The organism is Streptococcus sp. 27098_8_91 (assembly GCF_041432385.1).
In the GTDB taxonomy this organism is placed as follows: Bacteria; Bacillota; Bacilli; order Lactobacillales; family Streptococcaceae; genus Streptococcus.
Map to the genome: position 1 here is coordinate 1 of NZ_JAPVZN010000009.1, position 23,464 is coordinate 23,464.

At 41.4% G+C, this 23,464-nt stretch carries 7 protein-coding genes and 1 tRNA gene; 1 reads left to right on the plus strand and 7 read right to left on the minus strand.

The genetic code is table 11. The features are described 5' to 3' along the window. The 6 genes from O3611_RS08180 to O3611_RS08205 all read right to left on the minus strand — a co-directional run. Positions 1-7,993: SIALI-17 repeat-containing surface protein (locus O3611_RS08180; protein ID WP_371608323.1), on the minus strand; the 7,993-nt coding region annotated here is incomplete at its 3' end. 156 nt (positions 7,994-8,149) lie between these two features. Beyond that, on the minus strand, positions 8,150-15,130 hold the full coding sequence (locus O3611_RS08185) for a SpGH101 family endo-alpha-N-acetylgalactosaminidase (protein ID WP_371608324.1): 6,981 nt from the start codon (positions 15,128-15,130) through the stop codon (positions 8,150-8,152). Positions 15,131-15,460: 330 nt separating this feature from the next. After that, complete coding sequence (locus O3611_RS08190) at positions 15,461-17,791, minus strand: DNA translocase FtsK (protein WP_371608325.1); 2,331 nt, start codon at positions 17,789-17,791, stop codon at positions 15,461-15,463. A 90-nt stretch (positions 17,792-17,881) separates the two neighbouring features. Continuing rightward, the gene (locus O3611_RS08195) at positions 17,882-19,837 is read right to left on the minus strand and encodes a fructose-specific PTS transporter subunit EIIC (protein ID WP_371608326.1); all 1,956 of its coding nucleotides are present in this window, start codon (positions 19,835-19,837) and stop codon (positions 17,882-17,884) included. Then, entirely contained in the window at positions 19,834-20,745 is a 912-nt protein-coding gene (gene pfkB, locus O3611_RS08200) for a 1-phosphofructokinase (protein ID WP_371608327.1), read from the minus strand. Before pfkB ends, O3611_RS08195 begins: the two co-directional genes overlap by 4 nt. Then, positions 20,742-21,482 (minus strand): DeoR/GlpR family DNA-binding transcription regulator, encoded by a 741-nt coding sequence (locus O3611_RS08205; protein WP_371608328.1) that lies wholly within the window; start codon positions 21,480-21,482, stop codon positions 20,742-20,744. Before O3611_RS08205 ends, pfkB begins: the two co-directional genes overlap by 4 nt. A gap of 161 nt (positions 21,483-21,643) precedes the next feature. Here O3611_RS08205 and O3611_RS08210 point away from each other — a divergent pair. After that, positions 21,644-21,731 (plus strand) — tRNA-Ser (locus O3611_RS08210). 131 nt (positions 21,732-21,862) lie between these two features. Here the strand turns inward: O3611_RS08210 and O3611_RS08215 are convergent. Then, positions 21,863-23,197 (minus strand): Nramp family divalent metal transporter, encoded by a 1,335-nt coding sequence (locus O3611_RS08215; protein WP_371608329.1) that lies wholly within the window; start codon positions 23,195-23,197, stop codon positions 21,863-21,865. Positions 23,198-23,464 lie beyond the last annotated feature (267 nt).

The window sequence follows — 23,464 nt, forward strand, 5'->3', positions numbered from 1 at the left end:
CATCACCTGCTGTGCCAATAGCTTCAGTATATTCTGGAACTTCTTGAATAGCTGCTTCATCACCATTTACGCCACCAGTAAATTCTGGGACTTCTACTACTGGTGCTGCCTCATCACCTGCTGTGCCAATAGCTTCAGTGTATTCTGGAACTTCTTGAACAGCTGCTTCATCACCATTTACGCCACCAGTAAATTCTGGGACTTCTACTACTGGTGCTGGTTCGTCACCTGCTGTGCCAATAACTTCAGTGTATTCTGGAACTTCTTGAACAGCTGCTTCAACACCATTTACGCCACCAGTAAATTCTGGGACTTCTACTACTGAAGCTGGTTCATCACCCTTACTTGTAGTTGGAGCTGGTTTGGCTGGTTCTTCTGGAAGTTCTTGGTGGAATGTCGTCATTTCGTAGAACTCTGGTTTGCCACCTTCCCAAACAAGTTTCACATCCAATAATGGAGATTTATCTCGGACAGCAAATGTTTGGAAGCTTGAGGTAATCTCACCTATTTCTGACCAAGAATTTCTTTTATCTGATTTAAGAGTTCGAGCCAATACTCGGACCTTCACTCCTTGCGGAAGACTTGAAACAAGTCGGATATGGTTGACATCTGTCGGTTCTGACAAGTGGTAAACAAGCTCACCTTGCTCTTTCTCAGCCTTGTAGCTGGTCAAGACTTTACCATCTACGAGGTTGGTGTAGAGGTTACCTTGGCTTTCACCGCTGTTTCCTTCTACAGTTGGATCATTAATTGGCTTCACAAATTCACCATCATTGATTACCAACTCAGTGAAGCCTACAAAACGAGCATTATAGTCTGCTGTATATAGAACACGGAGATAGTTGGCTTTAACTGGGCTTGAAAGTTCACCCTCAATATAGCGGTTTCCTGGCATCTTAGAATCATGTGTCCAACCATCTGTCAAGGAATCATCACGTGTTTCATTGGCAGCACCATCACCAACTGTCACAAGATCTGTCCAAGTCTTACCATCTTGACTGACTTGAATCTTACCATCACGAAGATAATTTTGAGTACCGTCTTGAATGTAAGCTCTAATCTTCTTAATGTCGCGTTCGCTACCAAGTTTCAAAGTGATATGACCGTCTTTACGAGCATAGTCTGAGAACTCTACAAAGTTATTGTAAACACCATCGAATAATTGATCCAAGTTCTTGATCTTACGAACGTCATTTCGACCGTATGTTGGGTGGATTCCCATTGATGTAGAATCAAGTGTCGTTGGTTGAACTTCTTTTGTCTTAACAAGTAGAGATGTTGCTGTTACTGCTTGTTCTTGATCAGTCTTATTAACTAGACGAACATAACGTACCAAGGACTTATCAGTCACTTGATCAGCTGGATACCATTCTTGAGCATTTGGAGAGTATTCCAAGTTGAGGGATGGATTTTCAATACCAAGTGCTTGAATGCTTTCAGCTTGGTGGAGACGATCAAGTTTCATACCCAAGTAGCTATTAGCTGGAAGCTTAGTTCCGCTTGGAATTTGAAGCTCATAACGGCCTAGGCTGTCATAGACTGGAGTTGACTTCAGGCTTTCAACGTTTGTATCAGTCAATTCGCTATTGCCTGCACGTGTTTCAACTGAGAAGTCAGCGATACGCCACCATAGGTTGATGTTCTTAGTATTGCGAACACGGACGTAGCGAGCTGAAATTGGAGTTTCGATTTCTTTAGTTTGTTCACCAGTCAAGCGATCCAACTCTTGCCATGAGCTACCATCTGCAGAATATTCAAGAACACCTTCTGCCAATTTGTCTCCTGTTCCTTGAACTAGACGAACCTTGGTCACAGGTTTGACTTCACCCAAGTCAAGTTGTACCCAACCATTGACTGGAGTTGTGTCTGTTCTATCAGCATTTGCAAGCATGGCTTCAGTATTATCACGTCCGTCTGTAATTTGACCAACTGTTGTGTTGTACTTGTACATAAGATTTGGACTGATAGTCACAGTAGCTGACTGTTTAGTACGAGTAACTTCTACAGGACGGTTAACAGCAATTTCTCTTACCGCAAACCAAGTGTTCTCACGATCTGAAGTTGCAATCATTCGAACAGCTTTAGCATTGATATTGAGATTTTCAAATTTAAGCAGAGGCTCATTACCAGTGTAGCTTGGTTCTGAAAGTGTTACCCACTCATCATTTTCATTGAGATACTCAACCTTAGCGTTGTTAAAGGTATCACGAGGATTTGCTTGAGTTCCCATTGCAAAGGTCAAGTTTTGAACTGAAACAGCCTTATTAAATTTCAAACCAATGTAGTCACCAGTTTGAATGCTATTTGGTGACTTGATAAGGGCATGTGTTCCTAAATCTCCGTCAGTCACTTCAGCAAGTCCACCTTCGACACCTGTACGGTTTGTGATAAGGGTACTAATCACTTGGTCAGGATGCAAGGCTTTTTGGACTTCTGTTGCAAGGATTTCACGAAGGCCAAGCAAGAATGGACGGATATGTTGAACACCCAACTCAGCTCTTTCATCATGGTCTACATAGTGGAAGGTATAAGTTTGTGATTGTTCGTAGAGTTTCAAGCCCTTATAGTAACTATCCCAAAGTTTTGCAGAATCGTTCTTTTCAATAGCTTCTGTACCATCAAGAAGAGCACTCAAGGCGTCCATTTGGTCAATAGTATTATCCAACCAATAGTGGATTTGAGCACGCATCTTTTCGTCACCAGATGCTTTATAAAGTTGTGCTGCAGCTTTTAGTTTAGCAAATTCTGCACGCAAGCCTTCACGCTCTGCACCAACATCTTGACCAGCTTTCAACTTAGACATGAAGGTCGCCAATTTCGGTGCAAGTTCAACAGATTCTTCCAACTTCACAACACGACCATCCATGTTTTGGTTGATCATATGTTTACCAAGTTCACGGAAGGCAACAGATGTTTCACTGTCACTAAACTTACCTGTTTCAACAAAGTTGAAGGCGATGTCATTTACTTTCTTAGCTTCTTCTTCAGACTTCCATTGTTTCCATGCATACTGAGCTGCAGAGAAGAGGGCAATCTTAGAAGGTTCAGATTGTTGCATTGGGTTCAACATGATACCTGAAAGGAGGCTTGGGTCCACATTTGGATGAAGGAATTTCTCACCGCCACCCAAGATCAAGTGTTGTTTAGAGTTATCTGTAACAGGCCAGTTTACCCATAGAGAAACTGGTCGGTAGGTCTTCCCTCCTGCAGTCAGGTTATTCTTGAGGTTAGAGAGGAAGCTTTCAGACACTTCACCCCAAATCTTACCACCAGTAAGGGTCATAGAAGTTGAACTTGGAAGATTTTCGTTGAGTGATTTCAACTCATCTTCACGTCCATTACCCCAATATTGACCTGGAACGAAGATCATTTCCTTACGAAGGCCAACATAAGTTGCTTGTTTTTCAGTCAACCAATCTGTCATGTCCTTCATTAAGCGGTTATAGCTATTGTAGCCACCAACTGGACTTGGAGCATCATCGGCTAGAATACCGAACTCACGGACACCGACATCCATCAATTGAGTGAACTTAGCTTTAATGGTTTCAAGGTCTTTTTGGTAGTCAGCATCATTACCAAAACGGATACGGTTATTCATGAATGGATGGATGGTCCACACATAACGAGTCTTGTTTTGGTTTCCAACACGCGCCAATTCACGAATTTCAGCTAGTTTTTCTTCTGGATAAAGTTCACGCCATTTCTTGTTGTGATATGGATCATCTTTTGGTGCAAAGAAGTATTGGGTCAACTTCAAGTCACCACCATAACGCATCAACTCAGCACGATCAGCATTGCTCCAAGGGTTACCATAGTATCCTTCGATAAAGCCACGGTTCTTAATTTCAGCATAGTCTTCAACTGTTACGTTACGCAAGACTGGAGCTTCACTTTCATTCAGCATGTGTTTAAGAGTTGTCAAACCGTAGAAGACAGCATCTGTATCTTTACCGACGATAGAGATTGTATTGTTTTTGATTGATAAGGCATAGGCATCAATCTTATCAAAGAGTCCTTGAGAAATTCCAGACACTTCTTTTTCAGCCTGTGAATTTTGACCATGAACACCAAGGTAGATATTGGTAGCACCTGCCACTGCTGATTGACTACTTGTGTATGAGATTTGATGATCTTGTAAAACACTCTTCAAGCGGTTACGAGTATAGATATCCAAATTATCCCCCATAACAAGATTGACTTGTTTATGGAGTTTTGTAACACCCTCATCGTAAGTTACTTTTTGTGGCGTTGGGAAGACCTTGTACTCTTTCTTAAGGTAATCTTGACTTTTCGCTGCTGCAGCAACTGTTTCATCACTTGTTGGCTTACTAGCTACAAAGTTATCAGCAAGTTCAGTTGTACCATCACCCATTTCCTCAACTTTAGGTGTTTTTGGACTAACTGGCTCTTCTGCATTGGTAATAGAAACTGGTTTCAGAAGTTGAATTTCTGCAGCACTACCAAATCCTGCAACACCTGCTAGAACTTTTAACTCTACCTTATCCGTTTCAACTGCATCAAAGTTCACTGTTTTCTCTTTGGCATTGTTTTCCCAAGTTCCTGAAGCAACTTTAACCATCTGACCATCTTTTTGAGCATATATTTCATAAGATGTCACGACACCATTACCACCACCTGGACGTGGAAGATAAGTCAAACCATTAACTTTTTCACTTGCTTTCAAGTTCATAGCAACTGTGAATGGTGCTTGATGTCCAGACCATTTTGAATGCCAGAAGGTGTTTGGATCATTGTCGAAGGCTTTTTCTACTGGACCTTCTGCATTGGTACCTGGTAATTCTTGACTAGTTGCAGAAACTGTAAAATGATCATTTGGAATCAAACGTGGATTGACGAATGGTTCATTTGACAACTCAGCACTATGCAAGATTCCTTTGAAACCACCGATTGTTTCAAGCGGCAAAACTAAGCTGTTATGAGCAAAACGAGGATTAGCTGGATTTGCAATCCGTTCAACCTTTTCACCATCTACATAAACTTCTGTCGATTGTGGTTTCGTTACAACAGAGATTTGATAACGTTTATTCTTTTCAAGTTTCTTGTTGAATTGAATATGGAATTGTTCAAAAGTATAAGCTAAGTAGCCATCCTTATCCGCAAGATAAAGTTGGTTGTCTCCACTAGTTGAGAAGGTTTGTTCACCATCACCAGTTACAGTAACATCTAATTTCAAGACATGACTTGGTCCAGCATCACCAACTAGGCCTTCGATAGTACTATCTTTTTCGAAGTTCAAACCTGCTTCAGTCTTCTGTACTTTCTTAGCAAGATAATCTTTGATAGTTTCTGGATTGATCTTGAACAAGTCGCTTTCTTCTACTGTTTTATCAGGGTTAGATTGCGGTGCATAAACACTTGCTGGTTGAACACGTTCTGCATAGGTCTTGGCTGCACGGTCTGAACCCCAAGTGCGTTCTGCAGTTGTTTGCATACTCTTGAAGAAGCGTTTAAAGATATCGTAAGAAGTAAGTCCAGTTTCGTGAAGGTCAATATTGTCATTCCATACAGCGTGACCACCACCGATGATATTTGGATTAGATGCTTCTAGGCGTGGTCCTCCACCTGTTGTAAAGTCATTTGGAGTCCAACTATTGTATTGGCGCTCATAACTTGCATAGTCTCCGTAACCACCTTGACTATTGCTTCCGCTTGGAACACTATAGGTTGGAATATCTGTGATATTGATAATCTTAGCACCTTGAGCAATGGCAGCTGCTGGGCGTTGCCATCCCAGACTCCAGATATCCACTTCTACATCTTTCCAATCAACTGGCGTAGTTCCTTGTTTAGCAGAGAGTGAACCCCAAATACGTGGTGTTAAGCCCTTGCCTTTGATATACTTGATGAGGTCATTGACATAGCGACGATAACTTTCTGGACTTCCATAGTACTCATCTGTACCGATATGAACTGTAGATACACCATGGAGCGGTGCGTCTTCGCCATCGAGCAATTTATCATAGACTGATTTGACAAAAGCAAGCGTTTCTTCGTACTTGTTATCCAGGTCTAGCATAGCTACACGTTCTACATTGTGTTTTCTCGCACTAAGTTGTCCCTTATACATCAAATCTGGACGAACTTTAACAAATGAGAGGGCGTGACCTGGTGTATCAATTTCAGGAACAAGGTTGATATGCAAGTCTTTAGCAAGTCTAATGATCTGTTGCATTTCTTCCTTGGTGTAATGCTCTTTTGATGTTAATTTTTCACCATTCTCACCAACAACATCCGTTTCTACACGGAAGCCTGTCTTGGCATTTTTAAGAACATAATCTAGTTCTTCATCTTGAGAAAGATTTTTACCAGCCAAGTGATCTTTTAGGAAGATATAGTTGTCATTCAAGTGTAACTGAAGATCATTCATTTTGTAGTAGGCCATGTTGAGCATGATATCTACAAGCGTATCATAAGGGATAAACTTACGACCTGTGTCTAGCATGAAACCACGGTGACTGAAGCTTGGAAAGTCACGGATTTCACCGTTCTGTAAGTCTTTTTCTCCCATCTGAAGAAGAGTACGAGTAGCATAAAAGGCACCTGCGTTCGTTGCAGCTTCTACAGTGATAACTCCATCTTTAATGGTGATACCATAGCCTTCTTTTCCATAGCCCTTGTTTTCAACCTTTTTAAACTCAATGCGGCTTTGTGCTTCTTGACCACCTGTTGCGACTTCCAAACCACGATTTTCAAGGTCTGTTTGATAGAACTTCGCTTCTTTGTCAAATCCAGAATCTCCAACTGAAATGACAGTTTCTGAAGTAATAGAAGTTTTCCCTTCAGTTCCATACCATTGTTGGACTGCTGGCGCAACTGCTGGTTTGGTTCCAACACCTTCGTCTGCATGTAATCCTTTAATAAGAACTTCAAATTCTTTTGTGAAGGTATGGCTATCCTTAATCTGTTGAACCATAACTTTCACACGTTGGTCTGTTAGGGGTTTGTAGATTTTGTTATTAAGATCAACAACCCCCTGTTTGTTGCTACCAATCAAGCTAACTTGACCAGGTAATTTAGGCAATACAAGTGATTTTCCATCTTCAGCAACTGTTAATTCTGTAACTTGACGAATATCTGTCGGTTTGCTAGCGTCTGGAATGTTTGAGTAGGCACGAATTTCTTGAATCCCAACATTTTTCCAGTTCATTGTACCAGCTTGATAGTCTGTGATTTCAAGTTTAAGGTATTTGGCTTGGATAGCTTCTTTTAAGTCAACCTTTTCATCAAGTACAGGTGTTCCTGTTCTTTGATGAGCCAACTTCCATTCTTTTGCTCCTGAACCATTTACATCATCTTGACCAGCATAGTAGAGATTCCAAGATTTGATATTTGGATCATTTTGTTGACCACGAAGACGGCGATCCCAATCAATTTCCACATGCTTAATTACAGTTGTTTTCTCAAGTGTAAATTCGATTGTTGGTTTCTCAACGTTTTGGTCAGTAGCCCAACGAGTATCAGGTTTGCCATCAATTGCCTTTTCTGCTGTAAATGGTGTGTTGGCTTCATGGTTTGAAGCTGTTGCAGTCGCCTTTTCTAGATGATTGACATCTGGTGTATCTACTACATCTTTAGTCGCAGGACTTGCAACTAGTTTCGCCTCAGAAGCTGCTTCCTCTTTAGGATTTGTAGCTGGTTTTGAAGCTACTTCTTCCTTAGGAGCAGGAGTTTCAGTTGGTTTTGGAGTAGTTGTTTCAGCTGCAGTTGCTCCAGTTTCTGACGCTGCAGGTTGATCATCTACAGTTCCAGCACTCGCTTCTGCTTTTTCAATAGCTGCTGCTATATCTGCTGGCAGTTTATCCAGAGGCTGAGCCTGTGTTACCGTACCTTCTGTCTCTGCAGGTCCTTCTGTTTCAGCAGCCTGAACCACACTAGCTCCAAAGATACTGGCACCAATCATAACAGAAGCTGCGCCGATTGTAAATTTACGTATACTGTAATGACACCGTTTCTCAAAAAAATGTTTTCCCATTTTTTCCTATTTCCTTTCATACGCTCACAAGTGGTAAGCGTTCTCATTCCTCTTTAGAAAAAGAGAGGACCTAGAGGGTCCTCTCTGGGTTTTCTTTTTCTCCACGACAATGATTGTGGAGTCTAAGCTCTCTTTTATTGAAAACTTTTTTGTATTTTAATCTTCTTTTCTTTTGACAGCTAAGAGTGCTGCTGAAACTGCCATGCTGACACTAGCGATGAAGAGAGCTGTTTCAGAATTATATTCACCCGTATTTGGAAGAACATTTGAATGTGACTCTTTAGATGTATCTTTATTCTCTACTAAATCTTCTCGATACTCTGGTTTTTCCACTACAGGGGCAGGTTGGTTACCTACTGTACCAATTTGGCCTTTGTATTCTGGAATTTCATGGATTGCGCCATCACTTCCATTCACACCTCCGGTAAACTCTGGTACTTCATGAATTGCGGATTCGGTACCATTTACACCACCTGTGAATTCTGGTGCTTGGCTCACAGCTGCTTCTGCTACGTTAACTCCACCCTTGAATTCTGGAACTTCATTTACAGCTACTTCTTCTCCTGCCGTTCCAACTACTCCTGTATACTCTGGAAGTTCTACAACTGGCGCTGCTTCATCGCCTGCTGTGCCAAGAACTCCAGTGTATTCTGGAACCTCTACAACTGGCGCTGCTTCATCGCCCGCTGTGCCAAGAACGCCAGTGTATTCTGGAACCTCTACAACTGGGGCTGCTTCATCGCCCGCTGTGCCAAGAACGCCAGTGTATTCTGGAACCTCTACAACTGGGGCTGCTTCATCGCCTGCTGTGCCAAGAACTCCAGTGTATTCTGGAACCTCTACAACTGGGGCTGCTTCATCGCCTGCTGTGCCAAGAACTCCAGTGTATTCTGGAACCTCTACAACTGGGGCTGCTTCATCGCCTGCTGTGCCAAGAACGCCAGTGTATTCTGGAACCTCTACAACTGGGGCTGCTTCATCGCCTGCTGTACCGATTGGTTCTGTGTACTCTGGAACTTCATGGATTGCGGCTTCAACACCATTTACACCACCTGTGAATTCTGGAAGGTCAACAACTGGCGCAACTTCGTCACCCTTGCTTGAAGTTGGAGTTTCAGGTTTAGGTTTTGGAGTTGGTTCTGGATCTGGAGTTGGAGTAGGTGTTTGGTCTTTCAATTGGTCGAGATAATCTGCAAAGTATTCAAGCATTCTATTTGTCAAGAGATGATTATCTGTTGCAAATTTCATGCTGGCAACAACACTTGCTACTTCCTCTTGATTGCTCTTATCAGTCAATTTTTGAGCTTTAGCCAAGGCTGCTTCATAAGCTGTAGTATCAAGACCAGTTTCAGCAACTTGTGGACGAGCGAAGATCAATTCTGCAGCAGATTGATATCTATTGCCACCATCTCCGTAAGTTCTTGTTCCTGTTAGGACAATCTTCTTAGCTTTGATAGTCTTGCCAAAGTCGATATCTTTTGGCTTATTGTTATCAGCCCAATTGGTTGCATTGAAGGTATGTTCCTTACCTGTTTCATCCGTTACTACAAGAGTCACATCTCTCAAGTTACCATTTGAACCTGAACCACGCGGAACATAACGGAAGCCTGTGATTTCAGTTGGTTCCTTCAAGACCATAGTTGCAGGTTTACCAACATCTCCTCCGCTCCATGATGTATGCCATAGGCTTGACACGTTGCCATCAAAGGCATTTTCAAGACCTTCTTGAGCCTGAGCAGGAGCACTTAGGCTTGAAAAGTCATCTGCTACAAGAGCTGTTTTCTTCATCACTAAAGCATCTTTAAGAGCATTGACCTTAGCAATTTCAGACTTAGCTTCTTCTACACTTATATCATCGTCTGCTTGGCTGAGGTTGAAGACTGCTTCTTTCAAAGCATCCATTGTTTCTTTGGTGTAGTTGGTCATAGCAACAGTTGGAAGATAGTTCTTGACAGCATTTTCTGTCATCATCTTACCAGTCAAGACAATTTCTTCGATTTGAAGTCTGTCCATGATGAAGTCATTGTAGCCACGGAAGTTAGCATTACCACCTGAGTCTCCGCGAGTGTTACTTGCATTGCCTGTAGAGTAGATACCTACCCATGTATCGCCAGTTTCTGCACCTGTTACTAGGAAGGTTGCACGTTTCGCTTTCTTAGAATCTGTCCAAGTATTTGGCAATTCATGCACTTCCATATTGTTCGTTTGACCAGATTGGAATTCTCCCTTACCGACTACAAAGGCATAAGTATTGTCAGATCCAGCTTCATAGTCAAATGTAATACGATAGGTCTTGCCTGCTTCAAAGCGGAAGTTTTGTGGAATTGTTTGGTAAACCAAGTTACGACGACTTACGAGACCATTTGTCTTGAGTGACCAATTTCCTTCGATAACGTCATCAACTTTCTTGCCATTCCAATCACGTTGTGTGTATGGTCCATGTTTTTCAGACAAGTGAGTACGGTTGTCTTCAACACCTTCGATACCACCGATGACAAATGGGAAGATACCTTGACCAACATTTTCAAAGTCTTGTTTGAAGACGCCTGTTGCAGTATCGTGACCATCCCCGTACATATTTGATTCATTTTCAAAAGTACGGATTTCATCAAAGTAAGTTGCTTCATCGCCTGCTTCACGACTCAAGGTCAAGGTTACATTTGATACATCTGAACCTGTTGTGAAGAAAGCATACATATTTTGGAAGTAACTTGTGTTATCAACTGTTGCATTACTTCGACGAGTATTGTGAGCATAGGCTTTTACATAGTTAAGAGCTAGTGACTTGTTGGTGTAGTTGGTTACTTCTTTTTCACCAGTATTAACGGTAATACTTGCTTTAGCATTACTACGGTTGTCTACACCGACATAGACTGCGTATTTAGTATTTGGCTTCAAGCCAGTCAATTTTTGAGTGAGACTAACTTTTTCTTTATTGCCTTGGATGCGGAGCATTTGGTTTGCACCTTGAGACTTCACGATTTCAGCCTTAGAAGCATCTCCCGAAATCTTCCAATGATCCAAAGATTCACTGTTAAATCCTTGGTCATAGATGTGCATTCCTTCACTCCATGACATTTCTGGATTTGTTTGTTTAGAACGATAGAGAACATATGGCTGATTTGCAGTGAGGTCAAGGGTAATCTTACCGTCTTTCACGGCAACTTCTTTTTCCTCAGTCTTACCTTGGTCAGTTAGTTTATAAAGGTAAACCTTACCATTTGCCCAGTCGCTAGGAAGTGTCCAAGTTGTTGCACCTGCTTCAGTATTGAAGTAGTACATTTTTTCCTTGTCACTTTCAAGCTTATTACCATTTGCATCCCAGTTCCAAGGTGTCAAGTAGGCTGAACCATCTTGAATCACACGATCGTTAAGCGTAACAATTCGTTCACGATATTGTGGACTGTTGACATCATTGGATTTACGAGTTACCACAACCTTGTTATTTGCAGCATCGACCAACTCAACTTTCATTTCTGGAGTCCATTTATAGGTACTACCATTGTCAGTCATGGTTACTGGTTTACCATCTTCCCATTTGCTGACTGTGAAGTGTTGGAAGAACTTAGTCATAACGTCATGAGCAAACAAGTTGGTTACATAACCGTTATAATCACTACGTCCTTGCCATCCTTCGAAGTCCTTCATGCTATAACCGCCTAGAAGTGGGTAGTCAGCTGCACCACCATAACTTCTGTAGTCCCCAACCCAAGAATCTTTTTGGTGGTTACGGATAAAGCGAGTGATGGCACTGTTAATACCTTTATTTGTATAGCCACCATAGGTTAAGTCAGCTGCCCAGTGTTGGAAGGTAGAATCATATTCACCACCATGGCCCCACTCAATAGCAAATCGCCAACCTTGTTTGTTAATTTCTTTAGCAATAACATGAGTTGCCCAGGCACCGTTGTCACCTGATTGACCGTTACCCCAAACGTCGACGTAGATGAAGTCTAGACCTTCACCCAACTCTTTCTTCAACTCTTCCCAACGAGCTAGACGCCCATGAGCGAGGTCATAACCAGCATCAATGTTGATACCTTGGTCAAGCCAGTTCCAACCGTAGCTGTAGCTACCATCTGCATTTTTACGAAGAATATCTTCATTAAAGTATTTAGACTCTGGATAAGTTTCTGAAGCGTTGACGTGGATACCGAGGTGGGCACCGTATTTCTTAGCTTTCTCAATAAGAGTCTTAAAGTCTTCAACACCACCGATACGTTTACCGATGTCCGCGTAGTTCAAGTGACCAGAGTCATGTCCTTCACTTCCGTATCCTTTAAGGAGTACACCTTGACCAAGACCATCTGTATGGAGGTTGATCTTCTTGATACCATCCAAGGTCATGAGGAATGGGTTCTGCGCTTGTGAACCAAAGTTCATAGCGATACGGTAAGCTGTAATATCTTTGACTTTTTCCCAACCTTGAGGGTTGTTCATGATGCTACGGTAAGCAATCGCACCATCTTGCCAGTCAACTTTATGGTCAGCATTGGCATCTTCTGTGATGACAACTTTTGCACTTGGAAGTTCTTGAGTGTATGCTGGGAAGACAACTCCATTGTGGGCTTTTTCCCATTGCCATTCAGAGCTATGAATTTCCACGTAGTTAGCATTGCCAATCGTATTCTTATAAGCTGTCAAACGTGTCCAGTCGTAAGAACCACCACCGTAGCTATTTTGCGAGTTACTCCATACACCAGCAGCGAGTTTATCTGTTGAAACAAATCCGTACATATAGCCTTTGGCTAATTCTTTCATTGGATTTGTTACTTCGATATGGTCATCACCACTGACGTGAGTATTGTTTGACATGGTTGCCCCATCAAACTTCGCTCCCGCTTGATCGCTTGAAACAGATACCAAGGCATTTCCTAGGAAGCTGATTGAAGAAAGTAATTTACGTTCGTCATCAATCTTTTGTCCTGGTGTAACTTGGTTATGGTTGATAATCTTAGTCACATCAAAGTGAAGTTGGTTGTCCACCACTTGCAAACGAACGGTCATATCTGCATTGATGAGATTTTCCTCATCACGGAGTTTCATTTCATACTCGGCAGTCGTTGCATTGACCTTCTTATAGGTAACTTCAGGAGTCACAGCGTGCTTGTTAATCACAACTTGATTAATCGGTTGCACTTGACCTGGGAGCTTGTTACCATTAAGGACGTACTCTTTAATACGTGGGAAGGCTTGGTCGATGACTGCTTTCAATACTGTAGATTCGATCGTGTCATATTTGACTTTGCTATCGTCTACTGTATCACCTTTTTCTTTTTCAGCAGCCTCTTGGTCGTTTTTCACGCCTTCTTGGTCATCTGTTTTAACATTGACAATGGTTCTCTCACTGCTATAGCTTCCAGCCTTAAGAACGATTTTCTTCTCATCTTTGAGCTTGTCATTTACAGCAGATGGTAAGGTAAGTGTGTCAAAAAGTTTGACATCATTGTTTGTTGCGTTAAGTTGTCCATCTGATTTAAGACTGATGGTCAAGTGGTTGGTTGAGCCATTAACAGGAGCTGCAACACGTCCACCTTGGTACCAAAGTCCACTTCCATTTGACTTGTATTCCCAGAACCATCCGCCTTGGTCATAACCTACAAAAACGTTGTTATCAGTGTCTTTGAATTTCATGAAGACACCAAAGCGTGATTTACCTGTTTCAGATTCTTCTTTAAAGGTCAAATCGACTGTGGCATTTCCATTAGCATCGACTGTCAAACCATCTTTTTCAAACAAGGCTGGTTTCTTACCATTGTCATTTTGAGCAGTTGAAGCTAGTTGGTTGTAACGAACTCCATTTTCTTCACGGATTGTTACTGTTCCCTGTTGGTCTTTATTTTCAACTGTTTTCCATTCTGGAGAAACTTCTTTTGATTCAGCTGGTTTATTCTCAGCTGGCTTGTTTTCAGCAGGTTTATTTTCTGCTGGCTTGTTCTCAGCTGGTTTATTTTCTGCTGGTGTTTCTTCTTTTGGCTTATCTTCCTTAGGTTTATCCTCTTTTGGTTTTTCTTCCTTGTCCTCAACTTGTTTATCGAGAGCATCTAGACCAGCTGGTTTCGTTGTTTCAATACCCTTGATGTAGTTTTGAATCCATTCTAGCTGAGCAGGTGAGAAGAGAATACCTCCACTCCGTTTACCAGATACACCATTTTGGTGAATACCAATCAATTTCCCATTTTCATCGAAAATACCGCCACCACTAGCACCTGGTTCACTTCCTTGATAGCTAATGCCACGAACACCTTCTCCGTGATTGTTAATATCCTCAACAGTTGTATTCAGAATCGGATCAAGTTCGCCTTTTGGATAGCCAAATACATGAACCTTATCTCCTACCTTAGTTGTAGCAGGCTTGTCAGTCACTTCAACTGGTGCATTTGCAAGAGGTGTACGAAGCTTAACGATTGCCAAGTCATTTTTATATCCTTTGAGGAATCCTTCACGATCCCAGTGTTTTACATCATTTTTACTGAATTTGACGTCTGGAGCGCCTTGGTAAGAAATTGTGTAAACATCGTCATCACTTTCAACATTATCAGCTACCTTACGATTATTGCCATCTGGAACATCTTTGATAAAGTTATGAGAAACAGACAAAACGAGATTTTCCCCGATAACGATACCACTACCGAGCCCAGCAGAGCTTTTAATTTCGACAGTCGCACCGTAGTTTAATACCCCATTTTTTGTTTTAGCTACTTCTTCTGGAACTAAGCTTTTATCTTCTTTTTCTAGTTCTTCTTTTGAGGCAGTGCGACCATTTTCTTCAGCCTTATCAAGTTTTCCACGTAGTTCTTCAGGAAGAGTATCTGAAGCTGCTGAGCTTGTTGCAGTTGCAGTTTCTTTTTCTTTTGCCAGCAATTCTTCTTCAGTCTTTGGTCCTTCAGTTACTTCAGGAGAACCCTGATCTTCACCAGGTTTTGGCGCTTCAAAGTCATGCCCATCATCCTCTTTAGCATTGGCAAGAGCTGCCGCCAAATCAGCTGGCATATTCGCTGTTGAACCTGTTTGTCCAGAATCTGCGAGAACAGTGCTAGTTCCAAAGAAAGCTGCACCAATCATAACAGAAGCAACCCCTAATGAAAATTTCCGAATACTATATTTGCAACGTTTTTCAAATAATCCTTTATCCATCAGTTTTTTTGTTCCTTTCAGTTTACCAAGTAAGCGTTTGCATTTTGTTTTAAAAAAATATCCTCCTCAATTTTTAAACACTTCTGGATAAACATATAATTTTTTCTATACCAATTTAATATATCAAAAACAGTTTGAAAAATCAATAGTTTAATAGGTAAAACTAGTAAAAGTAAAATCCAATTATTGGGCAAGTCTGAAACGATTTTCAGATGGCTTTATTTCTAAAGAAATAGCCACAAAAAAGGAAACTTCATCTAAAAAGTTAGACCAATTTTGACTAACTTTTTAATAAAGTTTCCATGCATTTTTATACTATTTTTACGTTTTTTATTGTTGTAAAACCTTTCGCGGCTTCGTTCCTTCTGCAGGTCCGATAACTCCAGCAAACTCTAATTCTTCCATCAAGCGAGTTGCTCGGTTAAAACCAACTGATAATCGACGTTGAATCATGGAAGCACTTGCTTTTTGGGTTTCAATAACCAAAGCCTTAGCTTCTTCAAATAGCGGATCTCCACCTTCATCTCCTGTGCCAGACTCACCTTCTGTCTCAGAAACCTCTCCGGGATCAAAGCTGTCATCATAATCCGCATCTGCCTGAGCCTTGATAAAGCTAACAATACGCTCAACATCATCATCTGAGATAAAGGAGCCTTGCAGTCGAACAGGATGGTTTTCATCGATTGGTTTAAAGAGCATATCTCCTCGACCCAGAAGTTTCTCAGCACCATTTTCATCTAAGATAGTTCGAGAATCCGTTCCTGATGAAACAGCAAAGGCCACACGAGACGGTACATTAGCCTTAATCAGACCAGAGATAACATCAACCGACGGACGCTGCGTCGCAAGAATCATATGAATACCAGCTGCACGCGCCTTCTGTCCAAGACGGATAATAGCATCTTCTACTTCCTTGCTGGCTACCATCATGAGGTCAGCTAACTCATCGACAATTACAACAATCAAAGGAAGAGGTACTTGTTTGTACTCAGATTGAGCGTTGAATTCCTCCACCTTAGCATTGAAACCAGCAATATTACGAACCCCAATTTTGGCAAAGAGTTCATAGCGATTTTCCATCTCATCCACGACTTTTTGAAGGGCCTTGCTGGCCTTACGAGGATTGGTCACAACCGGAATCAAAAGATGAGGAATATCATTATAGACTGACAACTCAACCATCTTCGGATCCACCATCATAAACTTGACTTGGTCTGGACGCGCCTTCATGAGAATACTTGCAATGATACCATTGACTGCAACAGATTTACCAGACCCAGTCGAACCAGCTACTAGCAAGTGAGGCATTTTAGCAAGGTCGAAACTACGGGCTGTACCATTAACGGCTTTCCCAAGAGGAATTTCTAGGAGATTTTCTGGTTTTGTTTGCGATTGTTCCCAGAGTTCTCGGAAAGATACGGTCGCAATTTCAGAGTTAGGCACTTCAATCCCGACCAAGGATTTCCCTGGAATTGGAGCTTCGATGCGGACATCTTTCGCAGCCAAGGCCAGAGCCAAGTCATCTGCTAGATTGGAAATGCGATTGACACGAACACCAACTGCTGGCTTGACTTCGTACTTGGTAACGGATGGACCAATTTCAGCACGTTCAACCGTTACCTTGATACCAAAACTTGCAAAGGTTTCTTCCAAAATCTTGATGTTTTCGCGAACGATTTTCTTTTCCTTGGACTGGTCTTTGGGCTTATCGGGTGCAAAAAGTTGCAAGCTGGGGAGTTTGTACTCTAAAGCTTTTTTAGCAGAAAAATCTACCTCAACATCCTCATCCTCTAAGAACTCATCTTCCTCTGGAATGTCAACTTCGCTAGGAACTTCATAGTCTGCTTGAGGGAGAATAATTTCAGGTTCTACCCATTCTTCCTCTGGAAGAGGTGGTAAATCATCAAAGTGAACAGGGGGAGCTTCTAAAATCTCGCCAGTTTCCATATCAACAGGAGGTATATCCAATAAGGCTTGCTCTGCTTGTTCTTTTTCTAGTCTTGCTTGCTCTTCTGCTTCTCTTCGTGCCTTTTCTTCTTCTCGTTTGATAAAACGTTCCTGTTTCTTCTGCTCGCGTCGCTCCATCCAAAGGGCAAAACGTGCTCCAAGGAAATCAGCAACGTCATAGACAGACCAAGGACTGACTAGAAGAGCACCAATCAAGATTAAGATAGCTCCGATAAAGTAAGTACCAATATTTGAAAAAAGAAAGGCGACTGGAATATAAAGGGCAACACCTAGCAGCCCTCCCCCAGCAAAGCTAGTCACACGAAAACCTGTCAAATCTGTCAAAACTTGGGCTAAAGTTCCCTTAAAGACAGACTGCTCGATGCCATATTTCCATACTAGATAAGCTTCAAAAATCAGTAATAAACCTGAAAAAATGCAAAGAAAACCTGAGATCAGACCTTCTCGCTTCCGAATCCATTTAAAAAGAAAAAGATAGACTAGGACGACAACAATGACCAGATAAGCCAGACTTCCTACTAGTAATCGAATAAGGTTATAGAGGGTGAGTCCCACTGCTCCTAATTTCAGAGCAGCGAACATTAAGCAAAAAGCTATGACTAAGGAAATTAACATCCGTTGGATAGCTTGCTTTCTTTCTAATTCAGCTTTTGACGGTCTCCGTCTTGTTTTATTTGTATTTTTGTTTGCCATTCTTCTATTATACCATATTTCAGAAACATCTAGAAAAATCAAAAAAATGACTGCCCACTTTCGTGTTCAGTCATTTGAATGTATTTGTAATTATTTTTCTAAAGGTTTACGAAGGTAACCATAAACTACACCACTAACAAGTGCTCCAATCAAGACAAAGACAAGGTAAAGAAGGGCATTTGTTGTAAGGGCGATAACGAAGATTCCTCCGTGAGGTGCCATCAGTTTGATACCTGCAAGACCAACAAGTCCACCTGCCACTGCTGAACCAAGGATAAAACTTGGGATAGCACGAGCTGGGTCAGCCGCACCAAATGGAATCGCTCCTTCAGTGATGAATGACAAGCCCATAACGATGTTAGTCAAACCAGAGTTGCGTTCTTCTTTAGTAAATTTATCTTTGAAAAGAAGTGTTGCAACGAAGATCGCAAGTGGTGGAACCATTCCTCCAGCCATAACTGCTGCCATAGCTACTGAACCACCTGTTGACACTGTTGCTGCAAGAGTACCCGTACCAAAGACATAAGCTGCTTTATTGACAGGTCCACCCATATCGACAGCCATCATTCCTCCAAGAACGATACCAAGAAGGACAGCTGAACCGCCTCCAAGACCTGAAAGGAAGTCGTTCATTGCAGTGTTGATTGCTGCCATTGGGATGTTAACAGCAAGCATAACAAATCCTGTCAAGACTGTTCCAAGAAGTGGCAAGAGAAGGATTGATTTAGCACCTTCAAGTGAACGTGGAAGCTTCACGTATTTCTTAACCAAAAGTACCAAGGCACCAGCGATAAATCCACCAACAAGAGCTCCTAGGAAACCTGATGATACACCTGCAAGAGCTGAAGTTGCTTCACCACCTTGAGCATAAGGGATTTTACCAAAGGCAAAACCTTCTTTGGCAATAGCTCCAGCTACGAAACCTGCTACCAAACCTGGTTTTTCAGCGATTGAGTAAGCAACATATCCTGCAAATACTGGAAGCATCAAACCAAAGGCTGATCCACCGATTTTCATGAACATAGAAGCGAGTTCATGGTAAGAACCAAGATTTCCAAGGCTCTCATTTGGAACCCCCAAAGCACCATCAATCAAGAAGGCGAGGGCAATCATGATACCACCACCGATAACGAATGGCAACATTTGTGATACACCACTCATCAAGTGTTTGTAGAAGGCACCACCTAGACTTTGTTTTTCATTAGATGCTGTTGAAGCTTGCGCTCCATTAGCAGCTCGGTAGACTTCAGCATTACCAGAAAGAGCCAAGTTGATCAACTCTTCTGTCTTACGAATACCATCTGCAACTGGACGATTTACCAATGGTTTGCCATCGAAACGATCCATTTCAACTGCCTTATCTGCAGCGATGATAACAGCTTTAGCCTTACGAATATCTTCTGATGTCAATTTGTTACCAACACCGCTAGCACCATTGGTTTCAACCTTGATACCGACACCCATTTCCGCGGCCACTTTTTGAAGAGCTTCTTGTGCCATGTATGTGTGGGCAATTCCTGTTGTACAAGCTGTAACTGCTACGATAAAGTCACCAGATTCATTCGCAGGAGCTTGAACTGGTTCTTGAGCTTTTTCTGAAGCTTGGTCAAAGAGGTCAATGACTTGATCAGCTGATGTTACTTGACGAAGTTTATCAGCAAAGCCGTCTTTCATCAAGTATTGAGACAATTCTGCCAAGGCAGCCAAGTGAGTATCATTGGCACCTTCTGGAGCAGCAATCATAAAGAAGAGGTCAGTTGCTTGTCCGTCTAAACTTTCGTAGTCAACACCCTTGTTCGACTTAGCAAAGAGAACTGTCGCTTCCTTTACAGCAGCATTTTTGCTGTGAGGCATAGCGATACCGTCGCCCAAGCCTGTAGAAGTCAAAGCTTCACGCGCTAAGATTCCTTCTTTAAAAGTTTCAAAATCTGACACGTATCCGTGTTCAACCAAGCTATGAATCATTTCTTCGATAGCTGCTGTTTTTTCAGTTGCTTGTAAATCTAGCAACATAACGTCTTTTCTCAATAAATCCTGAATTTTCATCTTTTTTCTACCTCAACTTTTTCATAAGTCTCTTTGATAAATGCTGCAGTCGCCAAGTCATCTGAGAAGGTGGTTGCTGTTCCACAAGCCACTCCCCATTTGAAGGCTTCTACTGCGTCTTTTGATTTGACAAACTCACCAGTAAATCCAGCAACCATAGAGTCACCAGCCCCAACTGAGTTTTTCACTGTTCCCTTGATCGGTTTAGCAAAGTAAGCTCCCTCTGATGTTACCAGAAGGGCACCATCGCCAGCCATAGAGATAATAACGTTTTGAGCACCTTTAGCTAGCAATTCTCGAGCGTATTTTTCAATCTCATCTAAGCTTTCAAGCTTGACTCCAAAGATAGCTCCCAGTTCATGATTGTTTGGTTTGACCAAAAGAGGTTGATAATCCAAACTATCGATCAAGGTCTTACCTTCAAAGTCACAGACCACTTGAGCACCCGTTTGACGAGTCAAGGCAATCAAATCCTTATAGATGACATTGCCTAAGTTTTTAGCACTTGAACCAGCAAATACCACTGTATCTTCTGCTGTTAAACTTGAAAGAATAGCTTTTAACTCTTCAAGTTGTTCAGCTTCAACAGTAGGACCAGTCCCATTGATTTCTGTTTCTTGGTCTGCTTTGATCTTGACATTGATACGCGTATCCTCTGCCACTTGGACAAATCGGGTTTCAATTTGTTCTTCAGCTAAAGTATCTGTGATAAATTTACCTGTAAAGCCTCCGATGAAGCCTGTCGCTGTATTTGGAATATCCAGACGCTTCAAGACACGGCTAACATTGATACCTTTACCACCAGCAAACTTATCATCACTGTCCATGCGATTGACACTACCAACTTCCACTTTGTCCAGACGGACAATGTAGTCAATAGATGGATTGAGTGTGACTGTATAAATCATACTTCTATTACCTCCGTTTTCTCTTTGATAGCTGGCAAGAGCTCATGACCCTTGCTTGTAATGACAATAGCACGTTTTATAGGAGCTACTTTAGCAAAACAAGACTGGCCAATCTTGGACGAATCCGCCAAGACATAAGTCTGTTTAGCATTTTCCAAAATAGCTCGCTTAACCGCTCCCTCCTCCATATCTGGAGTTGTATAATAACCTTCATCTACACCGTTCATTCCGATAAAGGCACGGTCAAAGTGCAGTTGGTTAATCTGGTTAAGAGCTACTCCTCCGATGCTGGCATCAGTCGTCATTTTAACCCCACCGCCAATGATAACTGTCGGGATTTGCTTATCCACTAATTGAACCGCATGGTGAATGGAGTTAGTCACAACAGTAATGTCTTTTCGCTCCAATTCTTTAATGAGAAAGGCTGTCGTACTTCCTGCATCCACAAAGATAACATCTTTTTCTTTGATGAGGGAAGCTGCCTTTTGAGCAATCAACTTTTTCTCTTGAAGGTTTTTGACAGATTTTTCTTGAATGGTTTCTTCTTCTTGCAAGGAATGAGGCAACTCTGCTCCTCCATGCACTCGGCGAAGTTTATTTTCAGACTCCAATTCATCTAAATCGCGTCTAACTGTTGATTCTGAAGTATCTAGCAAGCCTACTAATTTCTCTAAAGTAACGACTTTATGTTTACCCAGCTCCTCTAAAATCAACTTTTTTCTCTCAGTTTTTAGCACTTACTCACCTCCTGTTAACGATTACAATAATCATTCTATCACAAAAAATAGCAAAGTCAAGCACTTTTTATCATTTTCTTTCATTTTCTATCATTTTGCCAATTGTTTGAATTTTAATTGCAAGATACTTGCCTTTATGATAAACTATTTTAGTAAGGATTGGAAGATTACTCAAGAGGCTTAAGAGGCCGTGTTGGAAACGCGGTAGGCGTGTGAAAGCGTGCGTGGGTTCGAATCCCATGTCTTCCGTAGCTATAGTGTGGCTGCATCTTCATGCAGCTTTTTATAATGGATTTTCGTCTATCAAAGATTTAAATTGCAAAAAATCACCCGAGAGTTAACTCTTGGGTGATTTTTTTCTAATTCACGTTAAAAGGTCCTTAAAAAATATCAAATAGCAATTTCACATTGAGGACAGTTAAGATAATGGAAACAATATAACCAAGGATAGTATTCCACTTGGCATTGGTAAATTCTCCCATCACTGATTTTTTTGAAGTGAGATAAATCAAGGGGAAGATTGAAAATGGAAGAGCGATAGAAAGAAAGACCTGTGAATAGACCAATAACTGATCCAAGGTTTTTTCCTGATGACCAAACAAAACTGCTACTATCATGACAGGCAGTAAGGCAAAGAGACGAGTCGCCAAACGAATGAACCACTGAGGCAATCGCATATGTAAGAAACCTTCCATAACGATTTGTCCTGTCAAGGTACCTGTGATAGTCGAATTCTGACCACTGGCTAATAGGGCCAAGGCAAACAAGGTTGATAAGGTTGAGCTAGCTATAGCTCCCGCAATGGTTGAATCCTGCAAGGCATTATACATTTGAGAGAAAGCAGAAATCTCAGATGCATGTCCGAAAAAGAGAGCCGCCCCTAAGATCAAAAGAAGGGAGTTAACCACAAAGGCCAAGGATAACTGGAGATTAGAATCCCAAGTCATAAAACGAACGGCTTTTCGCAAATCATTCTTGTCCTTGTGATTGATTTTCCGAGTTTGAGACAAGGAAGAATGTAAATAGAGGTTATGGGGCATCACTGTCGCACCCACAATCCCCAGCGCCAAGGTTAATTGACTTTCATGTCCAGGCAGAGGACTCTCAAACAAGGTTGCATTTGGCAAATAACCTTCAACGATTCCTTGGAAGCTTGGATGTGATAAAGCTACCAGATAGGTAAAGATTGCTAGAATCGTTAAAATCAGCGTTGTCACGATAGCTTCTATCTTCTTAAAGCCAAACTTCATCAGGAGCAATAAGAGAAAAACATCCAACACAGTCAAGAGAATGGCTATCATAATCGGAATCTTAAAGAGAAGATTTAGGGCAATGGCTGAACCTAGAACTTCTGCCAAATCTGTCGCCATCAAGGCCAATTCCAAAATCACCCATAGACTATAACGAAGCCATTTAGGTGAATGATGAGCCGTTGCTTGAGCCAGGTCCATCTGGGTTACAATACCAAGCTTTCCTGCCATCTGCTGAAGTTGCATGGCAATGAGAGATGAAATCAAGATAACAAACAAGAGACTATACTTATAGGAAGCACCACCGACTACACTGGTAATCCAGTTTCCTGGATCCATATAACCAACTGCGACAAGAGCACCCGGACCTAAAAAGGCCTTTAAATTTTGCCAGAAATGATTGTTATTTGGAGTATCGATAGATTGATTAATCTCAGAGAGTGACACTTTTTTATGAGAAGACATAGATACTTACCTCTTTCTAAACCTACTTTTTCATTATTTTCTATTAGAGAAAAATAAGATTGACTTTAAACTATTAAAACAATGAAAACTATATGAAAAACATTTAGTTTTTTCATTATTTTTCTTAAGGCACCTTAATATTTTTCTTAAGGCACCTTAATTATAACACAAAAAATGAAAACTATATGAAAAACATTTAGTTTTTTCATTATTTTTCTTAAGGCACCTTAATTATAAAAAATATGATAAAAACTTAAGAAAATTCAA